This window comes from Streptomyces lavendulae subsp. lavendulae (genome assembly GCF_002803845.1).
Classification (GTDB): Bacteria; Actinomycetota; Actinomycetes; order Streptomycetales; family Streptomycetaceae; genus Streptomyces; species Streptomyces lavendulae.
The window spans coordinates 3,869,264-3,894,990 of sequence record NZ_CP024985.1; the positions used below are offsets into that span (position 1 = coordinate 3,869,264).

29 protein-coding genes and 1 pseudogene are annotated in these 25,727 nt (G+C 72.5%); 18 read left to right on the forward strand and 12 right to left on the reverse strand.

Going from position 1 to position 25,727, the window contains the following annotated elements; all coding sequences use genetic code 11:
• The first annotated feature begins 108 nt into the window (after positions 1-108).
• Positions 109-924 carry an enoyl-CoA hydratase/isomerase family protein gene (locus SLAV_RS16680; RefSeq protein WP_030241123.1) on the forward strand — a complete coding sequence of 272 codons (816 nt, stop codon included), beginning with the start codon at positions 109-111 and terminating at the stop codon, positions 922-924.
• Positions 925-931: 7 nt separating this feature from the next.
• Here SLAV_RS16680 and SLAV_RS16685 read toward each other — a convergent pair whose 3' ends face one another.
• Complete coding sequence (locus SLAV_RS16685) at positions 932-1,726, reverse strand: VOC family protein (RefSeq protein ID WP_030241125.1); 795 nt, start codon at positions 1,724-1,726, stop codon at positions 932-934.
• Positions 1,727-1,889: 163 nt separating this feature from the next.
• On the opposite strand from SLAV_RS16685, the gene SLAV_RS16690 reads away from it, so the two are divergent.
• The 3 genes from SLAV_RS16690 to SLAV_RS16700 all read left to right on the forward strand — a co-directional run bounded on the left by SLAV_RS16690 (position 1,890) and on the right by SLAV_RS16700 (position 4,029).
• On the forward strand, positions 1,890-2,516 hold the full coding sequence (locus SLAV_RS16690; protein WP_234333954.1) for a flavin reductase family protein: 627 nt from the start codon (positions 1,890-1,892) through the stop codon (positions 2,514-2,516).
• Between the two features lie 159 nt (positions 2,517-2,675).
• Positions 2,676-3,230, forward strand: coding sequence for a hypothetical protein (locus SLAV_RS16695; RefSeq protein ID WP_051841518.1), 555 nt, complete (start codon positions 2,676-2,678; stop codon positions 3,228-3,230).
• Positions 3,231-3,273: 43 nt separating this feature from the next.
• Positions 3,274-4,029 carry a hypothetical protein gene (locus SLAV_RS16700; RefSeq protein ID WP_037689173.1) on the forward strand — a complete coding sequence of 252 codons (756 nt, stop codon included), beginning with the start codon at positions 3,274-3,276 and terminating at the stop codon, positions 4,027-4,029.
• Here the strand turns inward: SLAV_RS16700 and SLAV_RS16705 are convergent.
• The 3 genes from SLAV_RS16705 to SLAV_RS16715 are packed head-to-tail and all read right to left on the reverse strand — an operon-like array spanning position 4,026 to position 7,211.
• Positions 4,026-5,093 (reverse strand): Zn-dependent alcohol dehydrogenase, encoded by a 1,068-nt coding sequence (locus SLAV_RS16705; protein WP_030241140.1) that lies wholly within the window; start codon positions 5,091-5,093, stop codon positions 4,026-4,028. The genes SLAV_RS16700 and SLAV_RS16705 overlap by 4 nt on opposite strands.
• Positions 5,090-6,289, reverse strand: coding sequence for an acyl-CoA dehydrogenase family protein (locus SLAV_RS16710; RefSeq protein WP_030241142.1), 1,200 nt, complete (start codon positions 6,287-6,289; stop codon positions 5,090-5,092). The genes SLAV_RS16705 and SLAV_RS16710 overlap by 4 nt, the downstream gene beginning before the upstream one ends.
• A gap of 10 nt (positions 6,290-6,299) precedes the next feature.
• On the reverse strand, positions 6,300-7,211 hold the full coding sequence (locus SLAV_RS16715) for an SDR family NAD(P)-dependent oxidoreductase (protein WP_030241144.1): 912 nt from the start codon (positions 7,209-7,211) through the stop codon (positions 6,300-6,302).
• A 107-nt stretch (positions 7,212-7,318) separates the two neighbouring features.
• Between SLAV_RS16715 and SLAV_RS16720 the strand changes: the two genes are divergently transcribed.
• The 3 genes from SLAV_RS16720 (at position 7,319) to SLAV_RS16730 (ending at position 9,991) form a co-directional block, all read left to right on the forward strand.
• Positions 7,319-8,248, forward strand: coding sequence for a cyclase family protein (locus SLAV_RS16720; RefSeq protein ID WP_030241146.1), 930 nt, complete (start codon positions 7,319-7,321; stop codon positions 8,246-8,248).
• A 71-nt stretch (positions 8,249-8,319) separates the two neighbouring features.
• Complete coding sequence (locus tag SLAV_RS16725) at positions 8,320-9,111, forward strand: DUF2785 domain-containing protein (protein WP_030241149.1); 792 nt, start codon at positions 8,320-8,322, stop codon at positions 9,109-9,111.
• A gap of 334 nt (positions 9,112-9,445) precedes the next feature.
• On the forward strand, positions 9,446-9,991 hold the full coding sequence (locus tag SLAV_RS16730) for a hypothetical protein (RefSeq protein WP_030241152.1): 546 nt from the start codon (positions 9,446-9,448) through the stop codon (positions 9,989-9,991).
• A gap of 63 nt (positions 9,992-10,054) precedes the next feature.
• Here SLAV_RS16730 and SLAV_RS16735 read toward each other — a convergent pair whose 3' ends face one another.
• Positions 10,055-10,495 carry an ATP-binding protein gene (locus tag SLAV_RS16735; RefSeq protein WP_063760389.1) on the reverse strand — a complete coding sequence of 147 codons (441 nt, stop codon included), beginning with the start codon at positions 10,493-10,495 and terminating at the stop codon, positions 10,055-10,057.
• A 237-nt stretch (positions 10,496-10,732) separates the two neighbouring features.
• Here SLAV_RS16735 and SLAV_RS16740 point away from each other — a divergent pair, with 237 nt between their 5' ends.
• The 9 genes from SLAV_RS16740 (at position 10,733) to SLAV_RS16780 (ending at position 18,367) form a co-directional block, all read left to right on the forward strand.
• The gene (locus SLAV_RS16740; protein WP_030241157.1) at positions 10,733-11,584 is read left to right on the forward strand and encodes a Scr1 family TA system antitoxin-like transcriptional regulator; all 852 of its coding nucleotides are present in this window, start codon (positions 10,733-10,735) and stop codon (positions 11,582-11,584) included.
• Between the two features lie 13 nt (positions 11,585-11,597).
• Entirely contained in the window at positions 11,598-11,789 is a 192-nt protein-coding gene (locus SLAV_RS42445; protein ID WP_030241160.1) for a DUF397 domain-containing protein, read from the forward strand.
• A gap of 286 nt (positions 11,790-12,075) precedes the next feature.
• Positions 12,076-12,480, forward strand: coding sequence for a hypothetical protein (locus tag SLAV_RS16750; protein WP_051841520.1), 405 nt, complete (start codon positions 12,076-12,078; stop codon positions 12,478-12,480).
• An 83-nt stretch (positions 12,481-12,563) separates the two neighbouring features.
• Positions 12,564-12,764, forward strand: coding sequence for a DUF397 domain-containing protein (locus SLAV_RS16755; protein ID WP_030241176.1), 201 nt, complete (start codon positions 12,564-12,566; stop codon positions 12,762-12,764).
• A gap of 61 nt (positions 12,765-12,825) precedes the next feature.
• Positions 12,826-13,026, forward strand: coding sequence for a DUF397 domain-containing protein (locus SLAV_RS16760; protein WP_030241178.1), 201 nt, complete (start codon positions 12,826-12,828; stop codon positions 13,024-13,026).
• 87 nt (positions 13,027-13,113) lie between these two features.
• Complete coding sequence (locus SLAV_RS42450; protein WP_234333953.1) at positions 13,114-14,529, forward strand: pentapeptide repeat-containing protein; 1,416 nt, start codon at positions 13,114-13,116, stop codon at positions 14,527-14,529.
• A gap of 162 nt (positions 14,530-14,691) precedes the next feature.
• Entirely contained in the window at positions 14,692-17,043 is a 2,352-nt protein-coding gene (locus SLAV_RS16770; RefSeq protein WP_100660897.1) for a hypothetical protein, read from the forward strand.
• A complete protein-coding gene (locus SLAV_RS16775; protein ID WP_051841553.1) occupies positions 17,040-17,801 on the forward strand; it encodes a hypothetical protein in 762 nt (253 codons plus the stop codon). Before SLAV_RS16770 ends, SLAV_RS16775 begins: the two co-directional genes overlap by 4 nt.
• A 32-nt stretch (positions 17,802-17,833) precedes the next feature.
• Positions 17,834-18,367, forward strand: a complete 534-nt coding sequence (locus SLAV_RS16780) for a hypothetical protein (RefSeq protein ID WP_158741025.1) — start codon at positions 17,834-17,836, stop codon at positions 18,365-18,367.
• 12 nt (positions 18,368-18,379) lie between these two features.
• On the opposite strand, the gene SLAV_RS16785 is transcribed toward SLAV_RS16780, so the two are convergent.
• Entirely contained in the window at positions 18,380-20,662 is a 2,283-nt protein-coding gene (locus SLAV_RS16785) for a S9 family peptidase (RefSeq protein WP_030241740.1), read from the reverse strand.
• Positions 20,663-20,711: 49 nt separating this feature from the next.
• A complete protein-coding gene (locus SLAV_RS16790) occupies positions 20,712-21,380 on the reverse strand; it encodes a DUF4097 family beta strand repeat-containing protein (RefSeq protein ID WP_030241743.1) in 669 nt (222 codons plus the stop codon).
• A gap of 262 nt (positions 21,381-21,642) precedes the next feature.
• On the opposite strand from SLAV_RS16790, the gene SLAV_RS16795 reads away from it, so the two are divergent.
• Positions 21,643-22,446 (forward strand): GbsR/MarR family transcriptional regulator, encoded by an 804-nt coding sequence (locus SLAV_RS16795; protein ID WP_051841555.1) that lies wholly within the window; start codon positions 21,643-21,645, stop codon positions 22,444-22,446.
• Between the two features lie 48 nt (positions 22,447-22,494).
• Here the strand turns inward: SLAV_RS16795 and SLAV_RS16800 are convergent, their stop codons facing one another.
• Positions 22,495-22,857: an ArsR/SmtB family transcription factor gene (locus SLAV_RS16800; protein ID WP_030241747.1), complete on the reverse strand. Its 363-nt coding sequence runs from the start codon at positions 22,855-22,857 to the stop codon at positions 22,495-22,497.
• Positions 22,854-23,300, reverse strand: coding sequence for an SRPBCC domain-containing protein (locus SLAV_RS16805; RefSeq protein WP_030241750.1), 447 nt, complete (start codon positions 23,298-23,300; stop codon positions 22,854-22,856). Before SLAV_RS16805 ends, SLAV_RS16800 begins: the two co-directional genes overlap by 4 nt.
• Positions 23,301-23,442: 142 nt before the next feature.
• Between SLAV_RS16805 and SLAV_RS16810 the strand changes: the two genes are divergently transcribed.
• Positions 23,443-23,874: a pentapeptide repeat-containing protein gene (locus SLAV_RS16810; RefSeq protein ID WP_051841556.1), complete on the forward strand. Its 432-nt coding sequence runs from the start codon at positions 23,443-23,445 to the stop codon at positions 23,872-23,874.
• Positions 23,875-24,056: 182 nt separating this feature from the next.
• Here SLAV_RS16810 and SLAV_RS16815 read toward each other — a convergent pair whose 3' ends face one another.
• The 3 genes and pseudogenes from SLAV_RS16815 to SLAV_RS16825 form a co-directional block, all read right to left on the reverse strand.
• Positions 24,057-24,449: a CAP domain-containing protein gene (locus tag SLAV_RS16815; RefSeq protein ID WP_158741027.1), complete on the reverse strand. Its 393-nt coding sequence runs from the start codon at positions 24,447-24,449 to the stop codon at positions 24,057-24,059.
• A gap of 243 nt (positions 24,450-24,692) precedes the next feature.
• Positions 24,693-24,758 (reverse strand): annotated as a pseudogene (locus SLAV_RS42455) (DUF4291 domain-containing protein); the annotation flags it as partial.
• A 237-nt stretch (positions 24,759-24,995) separates the two neighbouring features.
• Positions 24,996-25,451: an ATP-binding protein gene (locus SLAV_RS16825; protein WP_030241756.1), complete on the reverse strand. Its 456-nt coding sequence runs from the start codon at positions 25,449-25,451 to the stop codon at positions 24,996-24,998.
• Between the last annotated feature and the right edge of the window lie 276 nt (positions 25,452-25,727).

Below are 25,727 nucleotides of genomic sequence, written 5' to 3' on the forward strand. Positions count from 1 at the left end.
ACCCGGGGGCTGCGCCCCCGGCCCCCTGGGGCTCCGCCCCGGAACCCGCGCCTCAACGCCGGCGAGGCTGGAATTTGCCGCACCCCACCCCCGACCGAACGGAGTCCCATGGACGAGGTCCTGCACCGCCTGGAGGGTGGTGTCTCCTGGATCACCCTCAACCGCCCCGAGGCCATGAACGCCGTCACCTGGGAGCAGCGCGAGCACGTCATCGCCCTGCTCGCCGAGGCCTCCGCCGACCCCGCCGTACGGGCCGTCGTCCTCACCGCCACCGGCGCCGGCTTCTGCGCGGGCGCCGACCTGCGCAGCCAGCCCCCCGCCACCCCCACCGCACCGCCGGCCCCGGCCCCGGCCCCCCGCCTGGCCGGCGACGTCTCCCGCATGATCCGCCTCGGCGCGCAGCGCCTGATCACCGCGGTCCTCGACTGCGAGAAACCCGTCATCGCCGCCGTCAACGGCACCGCCGCCGGCATCGGCGCCCACCTCGCGCTCGCCTGCGACCTGGTGATCGCCGCCGAAGGCGCCCGCTTCATCGAGGTGTTCGTCCGCCGCGGCCTCGTCCCCGACGGCGGCGGCGCCTACCTCCTGCCCCGCCTCCTCGGCCCGCAGAAGGCCAAGGAGCTGCTGTTCTTCGGCGACGCCGTCCCCGCCGAGGAGGCGGCCCGGCTCGGCCTCGTCAACAAGGTGGTGCCCGCCGACGGGCTGGAGGGGACCGCCCGCGCCTGGGCCGAGCGCCTCGCGGCAGGCCCGACCCGCGCCCTGGCACTGACCAAGCAGCTGGTCAACGCCTCCCTGGACAGCGACCGCGCCACCGCACTGGCCGCCGAGGCCACCGCCCAGGAGCTGAACATGACCACGGCCGACGCGAACGAGGGCGTGGCCAGCTTCAGGGAGCGCCGCACGCCGAAGTACCGGGGCCACTGAGACCGGCCTACATCTGCGGGTCCGGCTTCAGCAGGGCGAACACCGCCCCGGCCGGGTCGGAGGCCCACGCGATCCGGCCGACCGCCGGCACGTCCACGGCCGGCATCAGGACCTCGCCGCCCCCGCCCTCGGCGGCGATGACGGTGGCGTCCACGTCGGCGACGTTGAAGTAGGGCACCCAGCGCGGCACGATGGACGATCCCCCGCCCGCGCCCTCGCCCTGCGGGGCGACGCCGCCGAAGGAGCCCTCCTGCTGGTCGCCGTCGGCGATGCTGAGCACCCGGTACAGCATGCCGGGGGTCCGCATCTCCGAGTGCCGCCACCCGAACAGGCCGCGGTAGAAGGCGATGTCGGCGACCGGGTCCGGCACGTGCAGCTCCACCCACACCAGGGAGTTCACGTCGGAGGTCAGGCCCAGGCCACCGGTCTTGCCGGGCTGCCAGCAGGCGAACTCCACGCCCTGCGGGTCGGTGAACTGGGCGAGCCAGCCCTCCCCCATGACGTCCATGGGCTCCATCCGTACGGTCCCGCCCCCGGCCCGTACCGCTTCGGCGGTGGCGCGGGCGTCGGGGGTCTGGAAGTGCACCATCCAGGCGGAGCGCGCGCCCTCCTCGGTGAGCGGGCCGAGCGCGGCGACGGTCTTGCCCTGGAGCTGGAAGAAGCCGTACCCGCCGGCCTCGGGCCCGGCGGAGACGAACTTCCAGCCGAAGACCCGGGCGTAGAACGCGGCGGCGGCCGCGGTGTCGGGGCTGCCGAGGTCGAGCCAGTTGGGTGATCCGGTGCGGAAGTCGGTGCCGAGCATGGCTTCTCCTCCTGGAGTACGGGGACGCCGGTACGAGTCCACCCGCCACCATGCCGAGCCCCCGCGTACGAGGGCCCGTACGGGCCACGGGGGCCGGGTCGTTTCACCCGTTCGGGCGCCCCTCTTCCTATCTGACGCACCGTCAGGTTCAATCGGTGGCGTGATGGGACACGCAGGGATGGCGGCCACCGTCGTCCGATACCTCAGGTCGGTCGGCTCCCCCACCTCCACGGGGCCGGAGCCCGACCGCGTCGACGCCCTGCCCCGCCCCGACCTGCGGGCCGTCGGGGAGGACGAGCGGGCGCCGGTCAGCCCCGCCGAGTTCCGGGCCGTCCTCGGGAACTTCGCGAGCGGGGTCACCGTCATCACCGCCCCGGCGGCGGAGGGCGAGGAGGGCCCGGCGGGCTTCGCCTGCCAGTCCTTCGCCTCGCTCTCCCTGGACCCGCCCCTGGTCACCTTCATGGTGGCCCGCACGTCGACCACCTGGCCGCGGATCGCCCGCGCCGGGGTGTTCTGCGTCAACGTCCTCGGGGCCGAGCAGGGCGAGCTGTGCCGGTCCTTCGCGGTGAGCGGCGCCGACAAGTTCGCCGGGGTCGCGCACCGGCCCGCGCCCGTCACCGGATCGCCCCGGCTCGACGACGTGCCCGCCTGGATCGACTGCCGGATCCACGCCGTCCACACCGGCGGGGACCACCTGATCGTGGTGGGCCGGGTCGTGGCCATGGGCGCGGCGGGCGAGGGCGACCCGCTCCTCTTCCACAAGGGCCGCTTCGGCCGCTTGGCCGACTGACCGCTGCGCCCCCGCACCCGCACCCCTCACACCACTCGGAGCACCCCAAGCCCCATCCCCCACAGGGAGATTGACGGAAAACCTCCACGCCCGCGACCGCCGCCGCGTGATGGGCTGGGCCGCGCGACTCCACGCGCCCTTCCACCCGGAGGTCCGGTCATGCGCCCCACGCTCCGTACGTTCTCCCTCGCTCTCGGCATCGCGAGCGCGGCCCTGCTCGGCACGTCCCAGTCCGTCTCCGCCGCCTCCCCCGGTCCCGTACCCGCCGTGGCCCCCGCCTCCGCGCGGGCCGGCTCCGACGGCGGCCTCGTGCTCCAGGGCACCGGCAGCTCCGCCGAGGGGACTCAGGAGCCCTCCGCCGCCGAGGTGTGCGTCTTCGAGACCCGGGGCGACTACGTGCACGTGTCCTCGTCGGCCTTCGAGGCCTCGGGCCACGGCTGGTGGGTCAACGGCAACTGCCCCACCACCACGGCGGTCGTCACCGTCCAGCTCCAGGAGTACTACAGCGACGGGGTCTGGCGGAACGTCGGCAGCAAGGGCAAGTCCACCGTCCGCTCCGGCGGCGGCTCCCAGGGCCGGGCCACCGGCCGCGGCCCCTGCAAGAGCAGCGCGGTGACCAGCTGGCGCAGTGTCGTCGACGTGGACCTCGTCGGCCTGTCAGACTCCCCGGAGAAGCTGGTCACCGCCGGGCGGGACCTGGCCTGCCGGCTCTGACCCGCCCGCGCGTCCCCGGCCGACGGAGCGAAGGAGAGGCGACATGACCTCCAGGCCCGACCCCACCCTGTTCGCGGCCCTGCACGGCGAGCTCGCCCCGCACCCGGCGCCCCCCGGTGGCGGCGCCGACGCGTACGGGCTCTTCCTCGCCCGGTCCTCAGCCCTGGGCTGGCTCGACACCCTCTGGGGCATGAACGACGCCGGCCGGGACCCGGCACCCGGCTCCCGCGCGGCGTGGTTCCAGGTGGCGCCGCTGGGCGGCGCGGTGCCGGTGCAGCCGTTCCTGGCCTGCGCCGGGGAGGTCGTGGCGCGGCTCGGGACCCTGCGGCTGGACGCGCTGCGGCTCCTGCTGCCGCTCCCTCGGGGCGGCGGCCCGGCCGGGGGCGCCGTCTTGGGGCTGCTCCAGGAGGCGGGCTGGTTCGCGGGTGGCGCGGAGGGCGCCGCCGTCCCCGTACGCGTCACCCTGGACAGCGGGGCCGCCGCGGACGGCGCCGCGCTGCCCGGGGCGGTGCCCGCCCTGTTGCCCTGGCTGCGGGGCTTCAAGCAGACGGTGTTCGACTGCGCGTCCGTCACCGCCGGGGAGCCGGACGAAGCCGGCGCGGCGGACGCCGCCTACGGCCCCGCGCCCGTCGACGCGCTGTGGGGAGGACCCGCCCGGCACCGGATCGTGGTGACGGGCGGGCTCGCCGAATGGTCCCTGGACGCCCTGGGCTGGCTGGCCGCGTTCCTCGCGGAGGGCGTCGCCGCGCAGGGCGTGAGCGGCCCGCTGCTGCTCACGGCCACCGCGTCGAGCGCCTAGAACGTGAGCACCCCGCGCGCCACCCGGCCGTGGTGGGCGTCGTCGACGGCCTTGGCGAAGTCCTCCACCGGGTAGGTCTCCGTCACCAGCTCGTCCAGCAGCAGTTTCCCCTGCCGGTACAGCTCGGCGTACAGGGCGATGTCGCGCTGGGGGCGCGAGGACCCGTACCGGCAGCCCATGATCGTCTTGTCCAGGTACAGGGACGACACGAGGAAGGACGCCTCCTCCTTGAAGCCCGGCACGCCGAGCAGGACGGCCTGCCCGTGCCGGTCCAGCAGGTCGATCGCCTGCCGGATCAGCTTGACGCTGCCCACGCACTCGAAGGCGTGGTCCGCGCCCGTCGGCAGGATCTCGCGGACGGCGGCCGGGGCGTCCGCCACCTGCGAGGCATCGATGAAGTGGGTGGCGCCGAACTGCCGGGCCACCGCCTCCTTGGCCGGGTTGGCGTCCACCGCCACGATGGTGGTGGCCCCGGCGATCCGCGCGCCCTGGAGCACGTTGAGCCCGATGCCGCCGGTGCCGATGACGACCACCGACTCGCCCCGGTCCACCCTGGCCCGGTTCAGGACGGCCCCGACGCCCGTGAGCACCCCGCAGCCGATCAGCGCGGCCGAGGTCAGCGGAATGTCCCCGGGGATCTTCACCGCCTGGACGGCCTTGACGATCGTGCGCTCGGCGAAGGCCGAGTTGGAGGCGAACTGGTAGAGCGGCTTCCCGCCCCGGGAGAACGGCTGCTTCGGCATCCCGATCGCCTTGCGGCACATGGTGGGCCGGCCCCGGTCACAGTCGGCGCAGGCCCCGCAGTTCGCGAGGGTCGACAGGGCCACGTGGTCGCCGGGCGCCACGTGCGCGACCCCCGCGCCGACCGCCTCCACCACCCCCGCCCCCTCGTGCCCGAGCACCACCGGCGGCGGGAACGGGATCGTCCCGTCGATCACCGACAGGTCGCTGTGGCACAGTCCCGCCGCACCGATCGCGACGAGCACCTCCCCCGGCCCCGGGTCCCGGATCTCCAGGTCCGCGACCACCTGGGCCTGCTTGCCGTCGAACACGACGCCTCTCACCTGGGCTCCTTAGGCAGGCCGAGCACCCGCTCGGCGATGATGTTCCGCTGGATCTCGTCCGAGCCGCCGTAGATGGTGTCGGCGCGGGTGAACAGGAACAGGCGCTGTTCCTCGTCGAGCGCCGCCCCGTACGGGGCCTGCGGCGACCACGGGCCGGTTCCGGCGGTCGCCGCCGCGCCCCGTACGGCCACGGCCAGTTCGCCGAGCCGCCGGTGCCAGCGGCCCCACAGCAGCTTGGCCACGCTGGGCGCGCCCGGGTCCCCGGTGGTCCCGAGGGTGCGCAGGGCGTTCCACCGCATGGTGCGCAGTTCGGCCCACTGCCGTACGAGCTCGTCGCGCAGGGCGGGGTCGGGGGCGGCGGAGGTCGCGTAGGCGTGGACCACCCGTTCCAGTTCGGCCGCGAAGCCGATCTGCTGGACGAGGGTGGACACGCCCCGTTCGAGGGCGAGCAGGCCCATGGCGACGGTCCAGCCGTTGCCTTCCCCGCCGACGACGTCGGTGGCGACGGCGCCGTCGAAGAAGACCTCGTTGAACTCGGCGGTGCCGGACATCTGGCGGATGGGCCGGACCTCGATCCGGCCGGGCTGGTCCATGGGGACGAGGAGGAAGGACAGGCCCCGGTGGCGGCGCGAGCCGGCTTCGGTGCGGGCCAGGACGAAGCACCGGTCTGCGTCGTGGGCGAGGGAGGTCCAGATCTTCTGCCCGGTGACGCGCGGCAGCCCGTCGGCCGGGTCGCGCACGGCGGTGGTGCGCACCGCGGCGAGGTCGGATCCGGCGCCGGGTTCGCTGTAGCCCTGGCACCACAGTTCCTCGCCTCGGGCGATGGCGGGGAGGTGGCGGGCCTGCTGTTCGGGGGTGCCGTAGGCGATCAGGGTGGGGGCGAGGAGGTTCTCGCCGATGTGGCCGACCCGGCCGGGTGCGCGCAGCGCCGCGTACTCCTCGGCCCAGACGACCTGGCCGGTGAGGGAGAGCCGCTGCTGTCCGTAGGTCCCGGCGGGCAGGTCCCAGCCGGTGCCGATCCAGCCGCCGCGGCCGAGTTCCCGTTCCCAGGCGCGGCGGGTGGCCACCTCCTGGTGCTCGCTGCCGGGACCGCCGAGGCCGACGGCCCGTTCGTAGGGGCCTGTGAGGTGCTGTGCGAGCCAGGCGCGGGCCCGGGGTCGCAGTTCCTCGGCCTCGGTCCCGAAGCTGAAGTCCACGGGCTTCCCTTCACGCGTTGGGGCGGTCCTTGGCGGCCGCCGCCCTGGCCATGGCCTCCAGTTGCGCGAGCATCGGCATCGGGTCGGTGCCGACGGTGCCGGGCAGGAAGTCGGCGATCTTCTCGGGGGTCCAGGAGCCTTCGGCGTAGCCGGCGCGCAGTTCGCGGGGCTGCGCCCAGACGGCGATCTTGGGTCCGGCGATCGTGTAGACCTGCCCGGTGATGCCCTCGTCCTTGGCGCGGTCGCTGAGGAGGTAGGTGACGAGGGCGGCGACGTCCTCGGGCTCGCCGATCTCCTTGAGCTCCATGGGGACGTTCGCGGACATGCGGGTGCGGGCGACGGGGGCGACGGCGTTGGCGGTGACCCCGTACTTGTGGAGGCCGAGGGCGGCGCTGCGGACGAGGGAGATGATCCCGCCCTTGGCGGCGCTGTAGTTGGCCTGGGCTACGGAGCCCTGGTGGTTGCCGCTGGTGAAGCCGATGAGGGTGCCGGTGCCCTGCTTGCGCATGACGGCGGAGGCGGCCCGGAAGACGGTGAAGGTGCCCTTGAGGTGGGTGGCGAGGACCGGGTCCCATTCGGCTTCGGACATGTTGAACAGCATCCGTTCGCGCAGGATGCCGGCGACGCAGACGACGCCGTCGATGCGCCCGTACTCGGCGAGGGCGGTGTCGACGATGCGCTGTCCGCCCTCCATGGTGGAGATGTCGTCCGCGACGGCGACGGCCCGCCCTCCGGCGGCGGTGATCTCCTTGACCACGGCCTCGGCGACCTCGCTGGTGGGCTCGCCGCCCTCGATCCCGACGCCGTAGTCGTTGACGACGACCCGGGCGCCCTCGGCGGCGGCGGCGAGTGCCACGGCCCGCCCGATGCCCCGGCCCGCGCCGGTGACGGCGACGACCTTGCCTGCCAAGAAGTTCCCCACGTCCGGCCCCTTCCCGCGTTTTCTGACGGTCCGTTAGATTCTATGACCAGTCAGATCCCTTCGCACAAGCCCCCGTTGCCCCCGCACCTCAGGAGCTGATGAAAACCATGAGCAGCCTGCCCGCCGAGTTCCACGAGATCGCCAAGCGCGTCAACAACTGGGGCCGCTGGGGCGCCGACGACGAGATCGGCACCCTGAACCTGATCACCGGGGAGGTCGTCCGGGCGGCCGCCGCCGAGGTCCGCGCGGGCCGCCGCGTCCCGCTCGCCCTGCCGCTGAAGGAGGACGGGGTGCAGGCCGGGATGATCCCCGGCCGGATCAACCCGCTGCACACGATGGTCCAGATCAACCAGGAGCTGTTCGGGCCGGGCACGGTGGCGTGCAGCGACGACGCCGTGACGATGGGGCTCCAGTCGGCCACCCACTGGGACGCCCTGACGCACGTCTCCCACTCCGGGCGGATCTACAACGGCCGCCCGGCGTCCACGATCACCGCGCACGCGCGCGCCGAGTTCAGCGGCATCGACAAGGCCACCCCCATCGTCTCGCGCGGGGTCCTCCTCGACGTCGCCCGCGCGAAGGGCCTGGACCGGCTGCCCGGGGACCACGCCGTCACCCCGGAGGACCTTGCGGAGGCGGAGGAGTTCGCGGGGGTGCAGGTCCGCACGGGCGACATCGTCCTCGTCCGCACCGGCCAGATCCGGACCTATCTGGCGGGCGACCGGCACGGCTACGGCTTCCCGTCCCCCGGGCTCTCGGTGCGCACCCCGCAGTGGTTCCACGCCCGCGACGTGGCGGCGGTCGCGAACGACACCCTGACCTTCGAGATCTTCCCGCCGGAGATCGAGAACCTGTGGCTGCCGGTGCACGCCCTCCACCTGGTCGAGATGGGCATGCACCAGGGCCAGAACTGGAACCTGGAGGAACTGTCCACAGCCTGTGCGGAAGCCGGGCGGTACTCCTTCCTCCTCTCCGCGATGCCGGAACCCTTCGTCGGCGGGACCGGCACCCCGGTGGCCCCGGTGGCCATCCTCTGACCCCCGCGACAAGGGGCCCGCGGCCGATATTGCGTGGTGCGCGGCGACGGCGGGCCCTATCGTCCCGGCAGGTGACCGACTGGACCGAGATCGAAGCCGCGGGCTGCCCCGCGCCCGCCGACCGCCCCCTGGAAGAACTGGTACGAGAGCTCTCGCAGGCCCTCGCGGACCCCGATCCGCGGATCCGGGACGGAGCCCCGTACTCCGTCCTCGCGTCCTGGATAGCGGACGGGGTGATCGGCCCGGCCCGGCGGCTGGAGCTGGGTGACGAGATGGCCGCCCGCTTCCGCCACCCGCAGGTCCAGGCCCGTACCTTCGTCCCCCTCGTCCTCGACATGCTCGTGACCAGGGGGGACTTCAGGGCCGGCTGGGTGGACGCGTTCGAGCGCTGGTACCCCGCGGAGGAGGACCTGCGCGGCCACGACCCGGAGCTGGGCTGGCTCCACGCCGTCGCGCACGGGGCCGACCTGCTGGGCACGCTCGGGAGCCACCCCGAGGTGGACCCGGCGCGGATGCTGCACCTGGCCGCCGCCCGGCTGACGGCCCCCACCACCCACGTGTACGACCAGTTGGAGGACGACCGGCTGGCGCGGGGCGTCGCCCGCGTCCTGACCCGGCCGGACCTGGGCGAGGACGACGCGACGGCATGGCTGGACCCGATCGCCGCCGCGTTCGGCGCCGACAGCATCAGCACCCCGGTCCCCGCCCACATCAGCAACTGCCTGCGCACCCTGCGCCTGCTCTACGTCCTCGCGGACCGCGGGGCACGCCTGGACCAGACGTCCCCCCGCACCCCCCTGCGCCACCGCGAGGCGCTCAAGTCCCGGCTCGCCGACACCCTCGACCGCATCGTCGAACGCTGAACCCGCGGGGGGGGAGCCGAGCGATGGGCCCTCCGACCCCCTCCGACCCCCTTCGCCCTGTTTCGCGCCATGCGGCATGGGCGGCCGGGCCCGGTGGGCGAACCCGCACGCCAGGGGCGGAAGAATCGTTGCCCTGTACACCGAGATGCGTACGCCTGTACGAGACGGCCGTGGCCGGTGGGGCCGGGCGATAGGGCTGGTGGATAGACAAAGAGCGCAGAGCGACCGATTCCCCCCTTCTTGCGACGCACGACCCTCGGGAGGATGGTCCCGACAATCCGGGCCGCCCGCGCGGACGGGCGGCCACCGGTCGCCGAAGCAGAGGGGAACCACCATGTCAGCGCGCAAGACCCTGGCGATCATGACCGCCACCGCGGCCCTGATCGCGGGCCCCGTCCTGTCCGCCCACGCCTCGACCGCCACCCCGACCGACCAGCAGACCGCCTACGCCGCGCAGGCGCGGACCGCCGGCCTCTCCGACCGGCAGGCCGGGGAGCTCCAGCGCCGGGTCGACGCCGAGACCGCGCGGGATCCGCAGGCCCGCCAGATCTCCGCGAACCGGCTCACCACCGCCGGCGGCACGGTGACCGTCGCCGTTCCCGGCCGCGCCGAGACCCGTGACCTCGCCTCCCCCGAAACGGCCCTGGCCTGCAACAACGGCCACCTGTGCATCGTCGACGGGCGCGGCTACTCCTACGACTACTACCAGTGCGGCTACTACAGCTTCGACGGCGTCGGCAACGGCACGTTCAACAACAACCAGACCTCCGGCACCCGGGCCCGCTTCTACAACTCCGACGGCAGCGAGCGCTGGTCGAACGTGGCCAAGTCCACCGGCACGGCCTCCTGGACCCCGGTCTTCTACATCCGCCCCTGCTGACCCGCCCCCTCGCCGGCGCCCCCGCCCCACCCCGGGCGGGGGCGCCTCCCCGCGCCGCGGGCCTCACTCCCGCGCCCCTGCCACGAAGCCGAACCAGACGACCTTGACGCAGTCCCCCTGGGACACCGCCGCCCAGTCGTCGGCACAGGCGGCGACGAGCCCGAGCCCGCGACCGCGGGTGTCGAGGAGCCCGGGGCTCACGCCCTGCGGCCGCCGCTCGGGCGCGCAGTCGTAGACGTGGACGGCGACCCGCCGGTCCCCCAGCACGACCTCGACGGCGATCTCGGGGCTGTCGGTGTGCCGGTAGGCGTTGGTCACCACCTCGGACGCGCAGAGCCGCGCCCGCTCCTCCAACTCCCGGTACCCGGCCGCACGCAGCACGGACACCACCCAGTCCCGCGCGATCCGCGGCGTGTCGGCCCGGCTCGGCGCGGCCATCCGGTAGATGGACGTGCGGTGGGCGGGCGGGTCTCCGCCACGACCCAAGGCGCTCGTCTGCTCCATTGCGAACCTCCAGTGGAGTACGGGTCCGAGCCGCCGCCCCCGTGGCATCGGCCGACCGGATCGCCTTCAAGGCGCGCTCCAGCGGCTGCACTTCGGACTGACCGGCATGCGACGCGGTATGCGGAGACGACAGTAGCGGTTGCGTATCAAACTTGAGACGGCTTTCCTCAAACCGTAGGACTTGGTGGACCCGGTACCGCCCACGGTCCACACTGAGACCCGACAGGAGGGGAGCCGATGCCACCCAGGAAGGCCCCGACGGCACGCCAACGCCGCTTGGGTTCCGAACTACGGAAGATCCGCGAGCACGCCGGGATTTCACTCACGGACGCGGCGGCGCAGCTGAGCACCGACCGGACCACCATGAGCAGCATCGAGAGTGGTCGCTTCGGCGTGAGCAGCGAGCGGGTGCGGACCTGGGCCGGTCATTACGGCTGCCCCGACTCCGATTACGTCGAGGCCCTGGCAGCCATCGCCGACGAGCGCGGTCGTGGCTGGTGGGACGATTACCGTGACGAGCTGTCCGCGGGAGCGCTCGACCTCTCCGAGCTGGAGCACCACGCCGTCGCGCTCCGCGCCGTGCAAATCATGCACATGCCGGGCCTGCTCCAGACCGAGGACTACGCGCGCGCCGTATTCGAGGAGGCCGTTCCGGCCCTGCGTCCTCCGGAGCTCCGCCGGAGACTGTCGCACCGGATGCGACGTCGCGACGTGCTCGACCGCGCGGACACGCCATCCTTCACCTTTCTGATCCACGAGGCGGCGCTGCGCATGAGGTTCGGAAGCCGCGAGATCACCGCCAACCAGCTCGACTACCTCCTCAAGCAGTCCGAGCGGGACAACGTCACCGTCCGCGTGATCCCATTCGAGGTGGGCGGCTTCCCTAACGCCGGAAGTTCGACACTCTATGCACACGGCCCGGTGCCACAGCTCGACACCGTACAGACGGACACTCCCACCGGTCCGGCGTTCCTCGATGCCGAAACGAGGCTCGCCAACTACCGGGCCGTCCTGGATCGGACCGAGGAGCGGTCCTACGACCCCGAACGCTCTCGCGATTTCGTTCGCGGGATGGCGCGACAAGTGTGAAGGCGTGAGAACAGTGGAAATTCAATGGCGCAAGTCCTCGAAGTCGACGGACGCCGAAGGTAACTGCCTGGAAGTCGCGATTCTGGACGGCGAGATCCTGATGCGCGAGAGCGACGACCCCAGCGTGATCATCCGGACCTCCCGGGCGAAGCTCAGGGCCTTCATCGAGGGCGCAGCCGCCGGCGAGTTCGACGATCTCGCCTGACGCTCCGGCACTCCGGCCCTCTGACCACTGCGGACAGGGGGCCGTTCCATGCCTGCAGGGTTCCACGTATCACTCGTCGGCATATGCCGTCTCACTCGTAAGACGTCAAAAGGTTGATACGGATCTGTAGCCAGCGCTAACGTCGAAGAGCGGCGCGCCGGATCGGCCCGGCGCGATGCAAATCCCCCTGCCCTTGCGCCGGTTGGGGGAACCCGCCGCCGCCTCTTCCCGCCGCTCGTCACGGCTCGAAGGGGCGGCGGTCCGCCGCAACGGCAGGAGTGCACGCATGCCCCGTACACGACCCCCCGCACCCGCGCCGCCGCCTCAGACCGGCGTCGACCACGCCGCAGCCATCCGCACCGGCTACTGGTTCCAGGCGCTGTGCCACCACGACGCGTACGACGCGCCCCCTGAACTGCTCTACCGGGTCATGCTGGACACCCCTGAGCGCGCCATCCGGCTGATCGGCCACCAGATCCGGGCCATGCGCCCCTTCGCCCTGAACCCCGACGAGGTGACCCGCGCCCTCGCCTGGGCCGACGGCGGCGGCCGGATCCACGCCCTGGCCGCCCTCCACCGCAGCGAACCCGCCGGCTTCAGCATCGTCCTGCGCGACGGCACCCGCCCCGAATGGCGCGTCCGCCCCGTCAGACACCTCGCCCTGGACGCCGCCCCTTGCACGGGACGCTGACGCCGTACGTGTCACGGCGCGGAGGGCCCCCCAGCGCGCGCCCCCTGCCAGGCCAAGGCCCCTCGCGCCTATAGTCGGTGCGCATGACCGACGGAAGCACCTGGCAGAAGTCCTCGTTCTCGGGACCGGACGACAATCAGAGCTGCATCGAGCTGACACTCGTCGCCGGTGCGATCAAGCTGCGCGAGAGCGACCAACCCGAGGTGGTGGTCACCACGTCGGCGGCGAAGCTCCATGCATTCATCCTCGGTGTCAAGGCGGGCGAATTCGATCACTTGATCTGACATGTCCCATCGCGCGGCGGTACACCCATCACATCGCACGCGAACCGTGAAAGGCAGCGACATGAGCGCACCCATCCGCTGGCAGAAGGCCTCGTTCTCGGGTGGTAACGGCGAGAACTGCATTGAGGTCGGTCGGCAGAACGACAGCATCGTGCTGCGCGAGAGCGATGATCCTGCCTGGGTCATCACCACCACTCCGGCCAAGCTCGCAGGGTTCATCAAGGGCGTGAAGGCCGGAGAGTTCGACCACTTCACGGACTGAACGGGGCGTCCGCCCCGTCAGACACCTCGCCCTGGACGCCGCCCACCGCCCGGCCCGCTGACACAGGGCCCGCCTAACGTGGCCCCCATGGCAGAACTGAGTGGAACCGCGTACGGGTTCCTGGTCGCCGGGCGGCCGGAGGCCGGGGAGTTGGCCCGGGTGCTCGGAGCGGTACTGGGGGTCGGCGCCGCCGGTGTGGAGGTCGGGCCCGAGGGGGAGAGCGACGGCTGGCGGTGGGACACCCCCGTCCAGTGCGGGATCCGCCGGTACGCGCGGGGCGACCTCCCGTACTCCCTGGAGGTGTACGCGGGCCCCTCCGTCCCGGGGGTGCCCGGCACCGCCGAGGTGGGCCGGGCCCTGGCGCGCGGGCTGGGCATGACCGTACTGACCGACTTCGGTGACGTCCTGCCCTGGATCGCCCGGGTGCTGACCCCCACCGGCGGAGAGACCTTCGCCCGCGTCGAGGAGCCGGAGGACCCCGAGAGTTCGGGCCTGCGGGTGACGGCCACGCAGGCCCGGGTCGACGCCTTCCCGCATGCCGGGGTGCACGGGCTGCCCGAGCTGGTCCGGGCGGCGCCGGCCGCCCCGGCCGGTACCGACCGGCGGCTGTGGAGCTGGGCCGACCTGATCTGCCGCATGGAGGCCGACTGGCCGCCCCTGCGCTGGTACGGGCTGGACGAGTACCGCCAGGACCTCGCGGCCCGGGACGCGCTGTCGGACCTGGAAGGGCATCCGGAACTGGATGCGCTCGACGCGCGGTTCCGGGCCGTCACCGTGGCGGACGGCGGCGAGGAGATCGGCCCCGGACCGGCGGCCGGCGCCTGGTACTGGCACCGGCGCCCCGCGGTCCTGCCCTGGCGCGTGCTGCCGCCCGCCGACCCGGAGGCTGCCGACCGGCTGTGGGAGTGGGTACGGGAGGGCGCCGGGGCCCACGGCGGCACCGACATGGCCGGGCTCGACCTCGGCGGGGCGGTTCTGGACGGCGCCGACTTCGCGGAGTCCTGGTTCGCCGGTACCCGGCTCGCCGGCGCGCGGCTGGTCGGCACCGAGTTCTACCGCGCCCACCTCGCCGGGGCCGACCTCAGCGGCGCCGACGCCACCGGGGCCTGTTTCGTACGGGCCGACCTGGACGGGGCCGACCTGCGCGGAGCCGTCCTCGACGGGGCCGACCTCGTCCGGGCGGAGCTCTACGGCACCGACGCGCGCGGGGCCCGCCTGCGCGGCGCCCGCATCCTCGGCGCCTCACTGCTGGACACCGACCTGCGCGGGGCGGACCTCAGCGGCGCGGAGCTACGGGAGAACTCCTTCTGCGTGCTCCTGGACGACTCCACCCAAGTGGCGGGCCTGACGGGCACCGTGTTCGGGCCGGCCACCCTCGTGACCCCGGACGGCACCCGACACCCCCTGGGCGGGCGGGACTTGGAGGACTGGCTCCGCGCCCGCGGCGCCGACGTACGGGCCATCCCCCCCGGCGGCCCGCCCGGTGACGCCCCACACCGGTGAGGGCGGACACGACCCGTCACCGGGCCCGCGCGGCGCGTTGCATGGCCACCGCCGTTTTTCAGCCACACCTCCCCACCACCCCGTTTCCTCTTTGCCGTTGACCGGATCCGGCCGGTAGACATGAACTCGCGCAGTAGAGCGATTCCTGGGGGCGGAGAAGAAGTGACGGACCACGTACCGATCAATCCGTGCACGATCCCGCAGTTCACGGGTGACCTGGACGCGTTGGAGCAGGACAAGAACGCGATCACGGCCGCGGCGGGGACCTTCCGTGACGCGGGATCGAACGTGGACTCCGAGTTCCAGGGCCTGTCGGCGTTCTACTCGGCGCCCGAGGCGGCGCAGCTGTTCGCGACGACCAAGCCGGTGAAGACGGACAGTGACTTCTTCGCCGACCAGCTGGAGTCGGCGGCGACGGCGCTGGGCGAGTACATCACCGAGGCGCGGCCGATCGTGGCGCGGCTGAAGGAACTGCAGACGAAGGCGACCACGTTCAGCAGCAAGATCAGTGGGGATGCGCACTGGAAGGACGACGGGGACAAGATCGATGAGAACAACGATCTGATCCACGACGTCAACGCGGCCGTCTCCGCGTTCTGGGCCGCGGAGCGGACCTGCGCGAACAAGATCCGCGCCCTGTACTGTGCGCCGCCGCTGACCGCTGATGACGGTTCGCACGGCGCGAACATGTACGGGTACAAGGGCGAGGACCTGAACAAGGCGCAGGACCTGCCGTGGGGTTCGCAGCTGGAGGAGACGCACCGGGCCTGGGAGGTCGGTTACTGGGTCAAGTCGTTCGTCTGGGACGGTCTGATCGTCGACGGGATCTGGGGCACGATCCGCGGCCTGGGCACCCTCGTCGGTGTGGACGGCTGGGACAAGGCCGGTCAGGCGTGGACGGGTCTGGCGAAGCTGGCGACGGGTCTGGCGATCATGTCGGTGCCGGGTATGAGCACCGCGTTCTGGATGGCCGACGACAAGGACCTGCCGGGCTGGATCCGTGATTCGCGCACCGCGGTGAAGGAGACGGGCAAGGCGCTGGTCGCGTGGGACGAGTGGGGCAAGAACCCCGCCCGTGCCGCGGGTGCGGTCACCTTCAACGTGCTGACCACCGTGTTCACCGGTGGTGCGGGTACGGCGGCCAAGGCGGGCACGGTGGCGAAGGTCATCAGCGTGGCCGGCAAGGCGGGCCGTCTCATCGACCCGATCACCTACATCGGCAAGGCCGGCTCCCTCGCCAAGATGAAGATCGGTGACCTGTTCGCGAACCTGGGGAAGGTCGACGGCGCGTTCCCGAAGATCGACGACGTGATCTGGAAGGACCTTCCGAAGGCCGACGCGCCCGGGATCACCTTCCCGCACCCGGAGGACACGGTCCGTCTTCCCGACGATGCGCTGGGCCGCCCCCAGTACTTCGACAAGACCACGAACCAGCTCCTGGACCACAACGGCCTGCCCAAGCAGGACCTCACCTCGGTCCCCAAGGGCGGCGACCACCCCCTGGCCGAGGTCCCCAAGCAGGAGAAGGTCCCGGTCGGCGTCGGCGCCCACACCGCCGACGTCACCTCCCACACCCCCGGCGGCCCGGCCGCCCACACCCCCGGCGGCGCAGCCGACCACACCCCGGGCGGAATCGCCGACAACGGCGCCCACAACAGCCACACCGAACCCGGCGGCGGCACAGGCACGGGCGGCCACGGCGGCACGGACACCCACACCACCGGCACCCACACCGACGGCCCGAGCACAGGCGGCAGCCACGACGGCCCCTCGACAGGCGGCGGCCACGACGGCCCGACCGTCCCCCACCAGGGCGAAGGCCCGGGCGGTTCGCTTCCGGACGGTCCCGTTGGCGCTGCCGATGACGGAGTGCTCCCCGGCGGGTCGGAGGTGAGGCCGGACGGCGCGCGCTACATCGAAGAGCCGACCGTGGAGCACGTGCAGGCGGCGGAGTTCTACGACGGGGTCAGAGCGAACCCGGAGTCCCTCGACATCTCGGCGATTTCCGACAACACCGGTATCAGCCCGCAGGTGCTGGACCGCGTCCGCACGCACTTCTTCCTGACCGAACACGTGGTGGCCGAGGCTCCTGGTGTCGCCAGGAGCGGGTACTTCACGCCGCGCGCGGACATCGCGGAGATCTGGGAAGCCGCCGGTCAGCGGAGCCTCAGCCCGGAGGAAGCCACCAAGTTCGAGCGTTACATCGCGCACGAGTACGTCGAGAGCCACTTGATGGACGCCGGGCTGCCTTATCTCGTCGATTCCCCGCATCTGTGGGGGAGCTACGAGAACGAGCTCGGGCTAACGGAGCATTACCACGAATTCCCCCATGACCCCCGGGACGCCGGTGCGCATGACCTTGCCCTGAACGAGAACAAGGGCAACTTCAATCACTGGCGGGCGGTAGGGTTCGACGTTCCGAAGATCGAGCTGGCGTCCGATCTGTCCAATATCGACGAGATGGTGGCGGCTCTGAAGGACGAGCTGCGCGCGAAGGGAATTGAACTCAAGTGACCGACCGGACGGCATTCCCTGTCCTGTACCGCCTCCGGGCCGTGGAGTGGCCGGGCGACTGGGACTTCGCGTTCGACCGGGTCAAGTCGCGCCGGGTCCTGTTCCGCGAGTACATGCGGCGGGCGGCGGTGTGGGCCCAGGCGTACTCGGCAGAAACCGCCTGGCCCTTCTTCGACATCACCTCGTACGTGGATCCCGCGTTCCGGCTCCCTCCGGAAGCCGAGGCCGAGCTCGCGGAGCTGCTGGTGCGGCTGCCCAACGTGGAGGTGAGGAACACCTGCGCGGGGGCGGTGCGCCTGGCGGAGCTCCGCGGGCAGAACCCGGACGCGTTCTCCGGCCTTCCCGACCTCTACGAGCCGCTGGTCCGCTTCTACGAGCGGGGCGCGGAATTCGCCCGGGACGATGCCGGATTCCTCGACCTGACGGGCATGCGGTTCCGGCCCGGCCCGCTGGCCGTCTACCTCACCACCGTGCCCGTCACGCTGCTCGACGACGCGGTCCTCGACGCCCTCGACGCCGCCGGGCGGGTCACCTACTACATGTCGGAGGACGGCCAGGGCCCCCTCCTGCGGCGGCGGGCGTTGCGGGACGAGCAGACGGACGAGCTGTTCGGCCGTGACCTGCGCTGGGAGCCGACCGACCTGATCCCGGAGTCCGACGAGGCGGTCAAGGCCGCGGGCCTGGCCCCGCTGGACGAACTCGCGGCGGCCCGCCTCATCGGAACGATCGTCGCCGCCGCCCCGGGTGCGGTCGGCTGACCGGCCCCGGAAGGGCCTGCGCGTGGGCCGTGGTGCAGAGGATCTCTTCCATCGACTGGCGGGCCGCGGAGGAGGGTTTCGAACACGGCACCTCCAGCGCCCGCCTCATGCGGGAGCATCTGCGCCGGATGGCGGTCTGGGTCCGGGAACTCCAGAAGGCGCAGCCTGCTGCTCCGTTCTTCGACGTGGCGCAGTCCGACCGCTGGCCGTTCTTCGACCTCGCACGCTACGTCGAACCCTCCGCCCGGCCCGACAGCGAACCGGCGGCGGCTCTCGGAGCGTTCCTTTCCGAGCACGCGAGCAGTCCGCTCACCGGCCGGACCTGCCGAGCCGCCCTGACCTGGGCATCGCTTTCCCCCCGGTCCCTCGCCGGGTTCGATGGTCTGCCCGATCCGTTCGAGCCGCTCCTTCTGGTCTTCGAGCGGAGCGGAGCCTTCTGGATCGAGAACGGGTTCATCGACTTCGTCGCCAGTCGGGTCCGGCTGGGCTCCTGGGAGGACCACGTGGCGGCGGAGCCTCTGCTGTCGCTCGACGGGGCGGCCCTCGATGCCATGGATCGGGCCTAGGTTTCGACCGGGTCAGGCGAAGAGTTCCGCGAGCATGTCCGGGCCGATGGGGATCGGGGCCGGGCGGTAGGAGGGGGGCCGGGTGTCCGTGAGTTCTCGGACCAGGAAGTCCCAGCAGCGCTTGCGGACGTAGGACAGGCAGTCGAGGAAGGTGTGCTCGGCGCCGGGGACGAGGAGCAGTTCGAAGCCCTTGTCCGCGGCGAAGAGCCGGTCGGCGAGGCGCAGCGTGTGGTCGGGGTGGACCTGGTCGTCCATTTCGCCGTGGATGAGGAGCAGCTTGCCCTCCAGCCGGTCGGCGAGGTCCACGTTGGAGGTGCGGGCCCAGGCTTCGGGGTTGGCCGCGCCGTCGTAGGTCTCGACGAAGCCCAGGTTGAAGTGGCGGGCGTCGTGCGGGCCGGACAGGGCTACGCCGGCCTTGTAGACGTCGGGGAAGTCCAGCATGGCGCGGGCCGCGGCGAAGCCGCCGCCCGAGTGGCCGAGGACGCCGACGCGGTCGAGGTCCATCCACGGCCGGGTCCTGGCGAGCTGCCGCAGTGCCACCGCGTGGTCGGCGAGGGAGCCGGCGTCGGCGAGGTTCCCGTACGAGGCGTCGTGGAAGGCCTTGCTGCGGCCGGGGGTGCCGCGTCCGTCCAGGGCGATCACCACGAAGCCGAGCGCCGCGAGGGGTTCGGCGTCGAGGCCCATGCCGCCGGGGTCGAAGCAGGGGGCGACGCGGGTGACCTGGGGGCCGGGGTAGAGGTGGTCCACCACCGGGTAGCGGTGGGCGGGGTCGAAGCCGTGGGGGTGGTGGAGGATGCCGTAGATGTCGGTGACGCCGTCGGCCGCCTTGACGCGGAAACGTTCCGGCGCGGTCCAGCCGGTGGCGGTGAGACGGCTGGTGTCGGCGCGCTCCAGGTGGATGAGGACGTGCCCGGACCAGTCGCGGACCGTGGTGACGGGAGGGGTGTCCACGGTGGACGCGGAGTCGATGAAGCAGTCCCGGCCCGGGGAGAGGGTGACGACGTGGTCGAGGCCGTCGTCGGTGACCTTGGTGAAGCCGGAGCCGTCGAGGGCGGCTCGGCAGACCGTGCGCCGGTACGGGTCCTCCTCGACCAGCCCGGAGGCGGTGAAGTACACGACCCGCTCGGTCTCGTCGACGTGCAGGATCTGCCGTACGGCCCACTCGCCGGAGGTCACCTGCCCGAGGAGGGCGCCGGTGTGCAGGTCGTAGCGGTAGAGGTGGCCCCAGCCGTCGCGCTGTGAGTACCAGAGCACCTCGTCGGCCAGGATCTCGACGATGGGCGGTTCGTAGGCCCACTGGTTGGGTTCGACGCGGGTGGCGCCGCTTTCGCCGAGGACGGTGGTGACCTCGCCGGTGGCCGGGTCCATCCGGTGGAGGGTGAGGGTGCGCAGGTCGCGGGGCCGGTCCAGGTAGTACACGGCCGTGCCGTCCGGGGCCCACCAGGCCCACTTCGTCGCGATCGGCGACAGCTGCGGCATGAGGAGCGGGTCGGCCTGCGCGCGGACGACGGTGCCTTCGGCGACGTCGAGCACGACGAGGCGGGCCAGCGGCACGTGCTCGTCGCCGGGGTAGGCGTAGCGCTGGGTGTGCAGGAGGGGCGCTCCGCCGTCGGCGGGCCGGGCCTGTACGAGGTGGGTCTCGCGGACCTCGCGTTCGTCGGTCTGGTGGGCCAGCACCTTCGTGGAGTCGGGCGACCAGGCCAGCGCGGGCGGCAGGTGCGGCAGGCCGATCTTGGTCAGCAGGGTGGTGTTGGCTGTGGCTTCGGGGCCGGGGCCGTACTGGTTGGCGGGCTCGCCGTCGGTGGTCAGCGGCCATTCGCGGCCGTCGGACAGCGAGCGGGCCCACAGGTCGTGCCCACGGCGGGACACCGCGACCCGGCCGTCGGGGGAGGTGACCTCCAGGGGGCTGCCCGGCGGGGCGGACTCGGCGCGCTCGCAGACGTAGCCGTCCAGTCCGCAGCGCCAGTACTCGCCCAGCGCGTGGAACTCGACCGCGTTGGCGGCCGGCCGGAGGTCGATGGCGGCGAACGGCAGGGCCTGGGGGTCGACCGGCTGCCCGGAGGCGTCGGCCAGTGCGGCGGCGAGCCGCGCGTGGTCGAAGGCCGGCTCGCGGGTGCCCGCCGCCGGGTCGGCGAGGACGAAGCGCCGGCCGGCGCCGTCGCTCACCGCGTACCAGAACCGGGCGCCCCCGTCGATCCACTGCGGCCTGATCCTGTCGGCCGTGACGAGCTCGCCGGGGCGGGCCGGGCGGCGCAGGAGCTGTTCGGCGGTCTGGTAGTCCTGATCGGTGGTCATTCTTCTCGCCCTTTGCCGGAGTCGGTATCGATTGCGGGGGGGGTGGGCGTCACAGGCTGCGGGCGGTGATGTCCCCGTAGCCGGTGGTCGCGTGGACGGTGAGGGCGGCGGCGCCCCCGGTGTTCTTGAGGGCGTTGTGGACGCGGCCGTGGCCGGTGCCGGCATCGAGGGAGGCGGCGACGCCCGGGGCGGCCCCGACGGTCACGTCGCCGGCCTGGGTGCGCAGGATGAGGGCGCCTTCGTGGGCTTCCCCGACGCGGATGTCGCCCTTCTGGGTGCTGATGTCGGCGTCGCCGCGCAGGCGGCCGACGCGGATGTCGCCCGCGAGGGCGGTGAGGCGGGCGCCCGCCGCCTCGTCGAGCTCGATCGAGCCCTGGGAGACCTCGAAGGCGACCTCGCCGAGGCGTCCGGCGCCGCGGAGTTCGCCGGCGGCGGCCTTGGCCTCGACCCGGGAGCCGGCGGGCAGTTCGACGGTCACCTCGACGGAGCCGGTGGCGGTGAGGATCTGGTTCTTCGGCGCCGGGGTGACGATCCGCAGGACGCCGTCGTGGAAGTCGACGGCGGTCTGCTGCGCGACCTTGACGTCACGGCTCCTGGTGGCGTCCGCGGGCCGGACCTCGACGGTGGTGTCGTCCCGGTCGGTGGCGATGAAGCGGACGTGTCCGGCGGGGATGTCGAGGATGGCGACGATCGGGGCGGGGGTCTGGAACTTCTGCATGATGCTGCGTCCTTCGGCTGGCTTCGTTTTCCGACATCGCAAAAGCTACGTTGCGTTCGAAGGCTGCGCAACATACTCGTTGCGCAGAAACGGCATAAGCACAGGTCAGATAGCAGAGATCGTTGCAACGATCTGCAATTTAACGCAACACCCATAGCCATGGACGTTGCAATGGACTGGATGTGAACGCTATGCTGGGGCGCCGGGGCCACGAAGGGCCGCCGCCGGAGGCCGCCGAAGGCCACGCACGAAGGAGACCGCGATGCCGGGAGGCAGGCTCACCCAGCAGGAACGCCAGCAGATCGCGCTGGGGGTGGCCGACGGCCTCGCCTACGCGGAGATCGCCAGGCGGCTCGACCGCCCCACCTCGACGGTCACCCGCGAGGTCATGCGCAACGGCGGCCCCGCCGGCTACCGCGCCGACCTGGCCCAGCGCGCCACCGAACGCCGCACCCAGCGGCGCGGCCAGACCCCGTCCCGAAGCCCCCAGGCACCCGAGCCCGCGCACGGGCGCGACCCGGAGGCGCTGCGCGCGTACGAGGAGACGTTCACCACCGTCCTCGTGCAGTCGGGCATGCCCACGATGATGGCCCGGGTGCTGACCTGCCTGTTCACCACCGACGAGGGCAGCCTCACCGCGTCGGAACTCGTCCGGCGCCTCCAGGTCAGCCCGGCGTCCGTCTCCAAGGCGATCAGCTACCTGGACGGCCAGGGCCTCGTCCGCCGCGAACGCGACGAACGGCGGCGCGAGCGCTACGTCGCCGACAACGACGTCTGGTACCAGTCCATGATGGCGAGCGCCCGCGGCACCGCCGTGCTCGCCGAGACCGCCCGCCAGGGCGTCGGCATCCTCGGCGCCGACACCCCCGCCGCGGTCCGCCTCGAAAACATCGCCCGCTTCGTCGACTTCGTCTCCGAGAGCATCTCCCGGGCCGCCGACCAGGCGCGCGAGATCCTGCACACGAAGCCCGAAAGCACCCCGGACGGGGACACGGCGGCCGACGGCCCCGCGGCGGACGACGGCCCCGCCGCCGACGCCGCCGCGCCGGGCCCCGGGCGCGGCTAGCGCCGGGCCGCGACACGCGCGTACGGCCGAGGCCGCGGACGGGCCGCCCTAAGGGGCGTCCCGTTCCGCGGCCTCGGCCGTCTCCGCGAGGAGCTTGATGCGGGCCAGACGGCGGTCCCAGTCGGCCGCGAGGGCGGCCATCCAGCGGGCCGTCGCGTCCAGCGCGGCGGGCCGGACCGCGTACCGCACCTCACGCCCCACCCGGCCCCCGCGCACCAGGCCGGCGGCCTCCAGCACGGCGAGGTGCTTGACCACGGCCTGGCGCGAGACGGGGACCCCCTCGGCGAGGGCGGTCGCGCTGGCCTCGCCCCGCGCGGCGAGGAGGTCGAGCAGCAGGCGCCGCGTGGGGTCGGCGAGCGCGGCGAGTACGGAATCCACACCCTCCGCGCCGCCCGGCCTCGGGTCCGTCACGCCGAGGACTCCTCGGCCCGCTTCTTGAAGGCGTCGAGCACCTGCGGCCAGCCGCCGGTGTTGTCCTCCAGCGCCTTGGCGCGCAGCTCCTCGGCCCCGGCGAGCGCCGCGAAGCCGCTCTCGACGACGCGCAGCCGCGTCCCGTCGCCCTCCGGCGTCAGGGTGAACTCCACGAGGGTGGTGTTGTCCCCGCGCAGCTCCTCGCCCGGGAAGGCGCTGGCCCAGCGGTAGGCGACGTACGTCGGCGGTTCGACCTTCTCCACGCGCACCGGGAAGTCACCGTACTGCGCGTTCTTCGCCAGCACCGACTCGCCCTCCCGGGCGACGGTCCCGGCGACCTGCTCCGGTTCGGCGACCCAGAACCCGGGCTCGGTCACCAGCGACCAGACCCGCTCCAGCGGCGCTTCGATCAGGGTTTCGCGTTCGATCCTGTCCTGGATCATGACGAGCCTCTTTCCTCGACACCATTGATGCAACTCCAGGGTTGCACCTAACCCCCTCCTCGCGCAACCGGAGGGTTGCACATCCTCTGATGGATACCCTCGTCCGGACGACGGGCCGCAGCCGACGAGAGGGGGAGGCGCGATGGAACTCCGGGCCGCCGACCCCGAAGCCGCCCACTGGCCGGCGCGCCGGCTGGAGGACGGAAGTCCGTACGGGGCCGACCTGCGCGGAGCCGTCCTCGACGGGGCCGACCTCGTCAGCGCGGAGCTCCACGGCACCGACGCCCGGGGCGCCCGCCTGCGCGGCGCCCGCATCATGGGCGCGTCCCTCCTGGACACCGACCTGCGCGGCGCGGACCTCAGCGGGGCGCGGCTACGGGAGAACTTCTTCGAGGTGCTCCTGGACGACGAAACCCGCGTGGCGGGCCTGACGGGAACGGTCTTCGGCCCGGCCCGGCTGGAGGACCCGGCCGGCACCCACCACGCCCTGACCGGCGCCGACTTGGAGGACTGGCTCCGCTCCCGCGGAGCCACGGCGAGCGTCATCGCACCCCTCGGCCCGCGCCGGCCGTAGGCCATAGGCCATAGGCCATGGACCCAGCGCCGACCCCCGGCACCCACACCCGGCACCACGGTCGTGGTCGCCCACGACGAGCGCGGAGGTCCCGCCGTTCCGCCCCCGGACGGGCCGGGGGCGGAACGTCCGTGAAGCGGGAGGAACGACGGGATCCGTGCGCGGCGTCCTGGTCCGCCGGATCAGTCGGTGAACACCTGGACGATCCGGTTGCCCGAGACGGCGACGCCGGTCTTGGTGAAGCTGCAGTTCTTGATGTTGCCGGCGTGGCCTGCGCTTCCGAGCCAGCCGTCGACGTGCACCTTCTCGTCGCCCGAGCCCCAGGCGATGTTCTCGGCGGACGCGTTGAACGTCGCCCCGGCCTTCTTCAGCCGGTCCTGGATGCTGGATCCGTCCGAGCCCGTGTGGTTGGTGGTGGTGTCGTTGGCGTACTCCTGTGCCGCCGCGACCACCTTGGGGTCGACGGTCAGCGGCGGACAGCCTGCGGCCTTGCGGGCATCGTTGACGAGTTCGAGGACCTTGTTGGGGTCGTTCTGGAGCGGAACCACGGCGTGCGTGCCCACGGCCGTGGGCACGGTGGCGGTAGCCGCTCCGGCGCCGACGGCACCCGAGAGGACCAGCAACGATGAGGCACACACCACGGTGCACCCACGCCGTATCCGAGCGGATCGGGAAACCATGGAATCACCATCCTTCTCGTCGAGAAGCGGCGAACGCCGCAACGCCGCCGCCGGTCACCCCCCGCCTCGCCGATTCTCCGCCGCACCCCACCCACCCGCATCTCCTCACGACGAACCCCCCAGGTGAGAGGGGTCGCCGCTGTAGTGGTTGAGCGCCGCGCCGCGCGCCGATCGTTCCGGGTCCCATTGGACGTGCACGGCCGCCCCGCCGGCCCCGCGAGCCGTTTTCGCGGGCCGGCCCGCCCCCGGAGCCGCGCGGGCGGCCCGTCCGGAAAGGACCTGCGGGTGGCGGCGTGCGTTCGTGCACGCCCCGAGCGCGGCACGGCAGCCGCCACCCCACGACCCGCACTCGTCAAGGCAGGAAACACTCCCTTGGCGTCCCCTCGCGACGAATCGCTCACCACCAGGGTGATCAACAGGTGACGAACCGTCAACACCTCGTTAGAGGTACACGCGCGGTTCCCGCCTCCAGGCAAATTCTTGGTCGGGGCGCGTGGCGGGCGCCGCCGGCTGCGCGCGGTCGACCTCGCACCAGATCCGTTTGCCCGCGCCCTCGCGCTGCCAGCCCCACCGGTCGGCGAGCCCGTCCACCAGCTCCAGCCCGCGCCCGCCGGTGTCCTCGCCGCAGGCCTGCCGGCGGGCCGGCGCCCGGTCGCTCGTGTCGGCGACCTCGACCCGCACGCCCGGCCCGCCGAACAGCATCCGCAGCACCGCGGGACAGCCCGTGTGCACGACCGCGTTCGTGACCAGCTCGGAGATCAGCAGGACCAGCGTCTCGGCGAGCGGCTCGTCGTCCCCTATGCCGGACCCCGCCAGCCTGGACCGGGCCCACCTGCGGGCCCGGCCGACCTCGGCGGGATCCGGTCCTACCTCCAGCTGCACCTGAAGCACCTGCACCGCTCACACCATCCGAACCGGCGGACACTTCGCCTCGCGACGGGGCGGGATCACCGCTCGTGATCCCCTTGCCGAGCAGCATGGTTGACATACAGTCACCACAACAAGCGCTTCGGGCATATTCCAGCGCGAAGGAGTAGGCGTGGTGCATACTGTGCGACGCTCACGCCGCTCAACCGCTCGCATTCGTCGGAGCGTACCGGAGCACACCCCTGCCTCCGGCCCGCATCGGGGCGGCCGAAGGACACAAACCGATATCAACTCTCCGTAATCGGA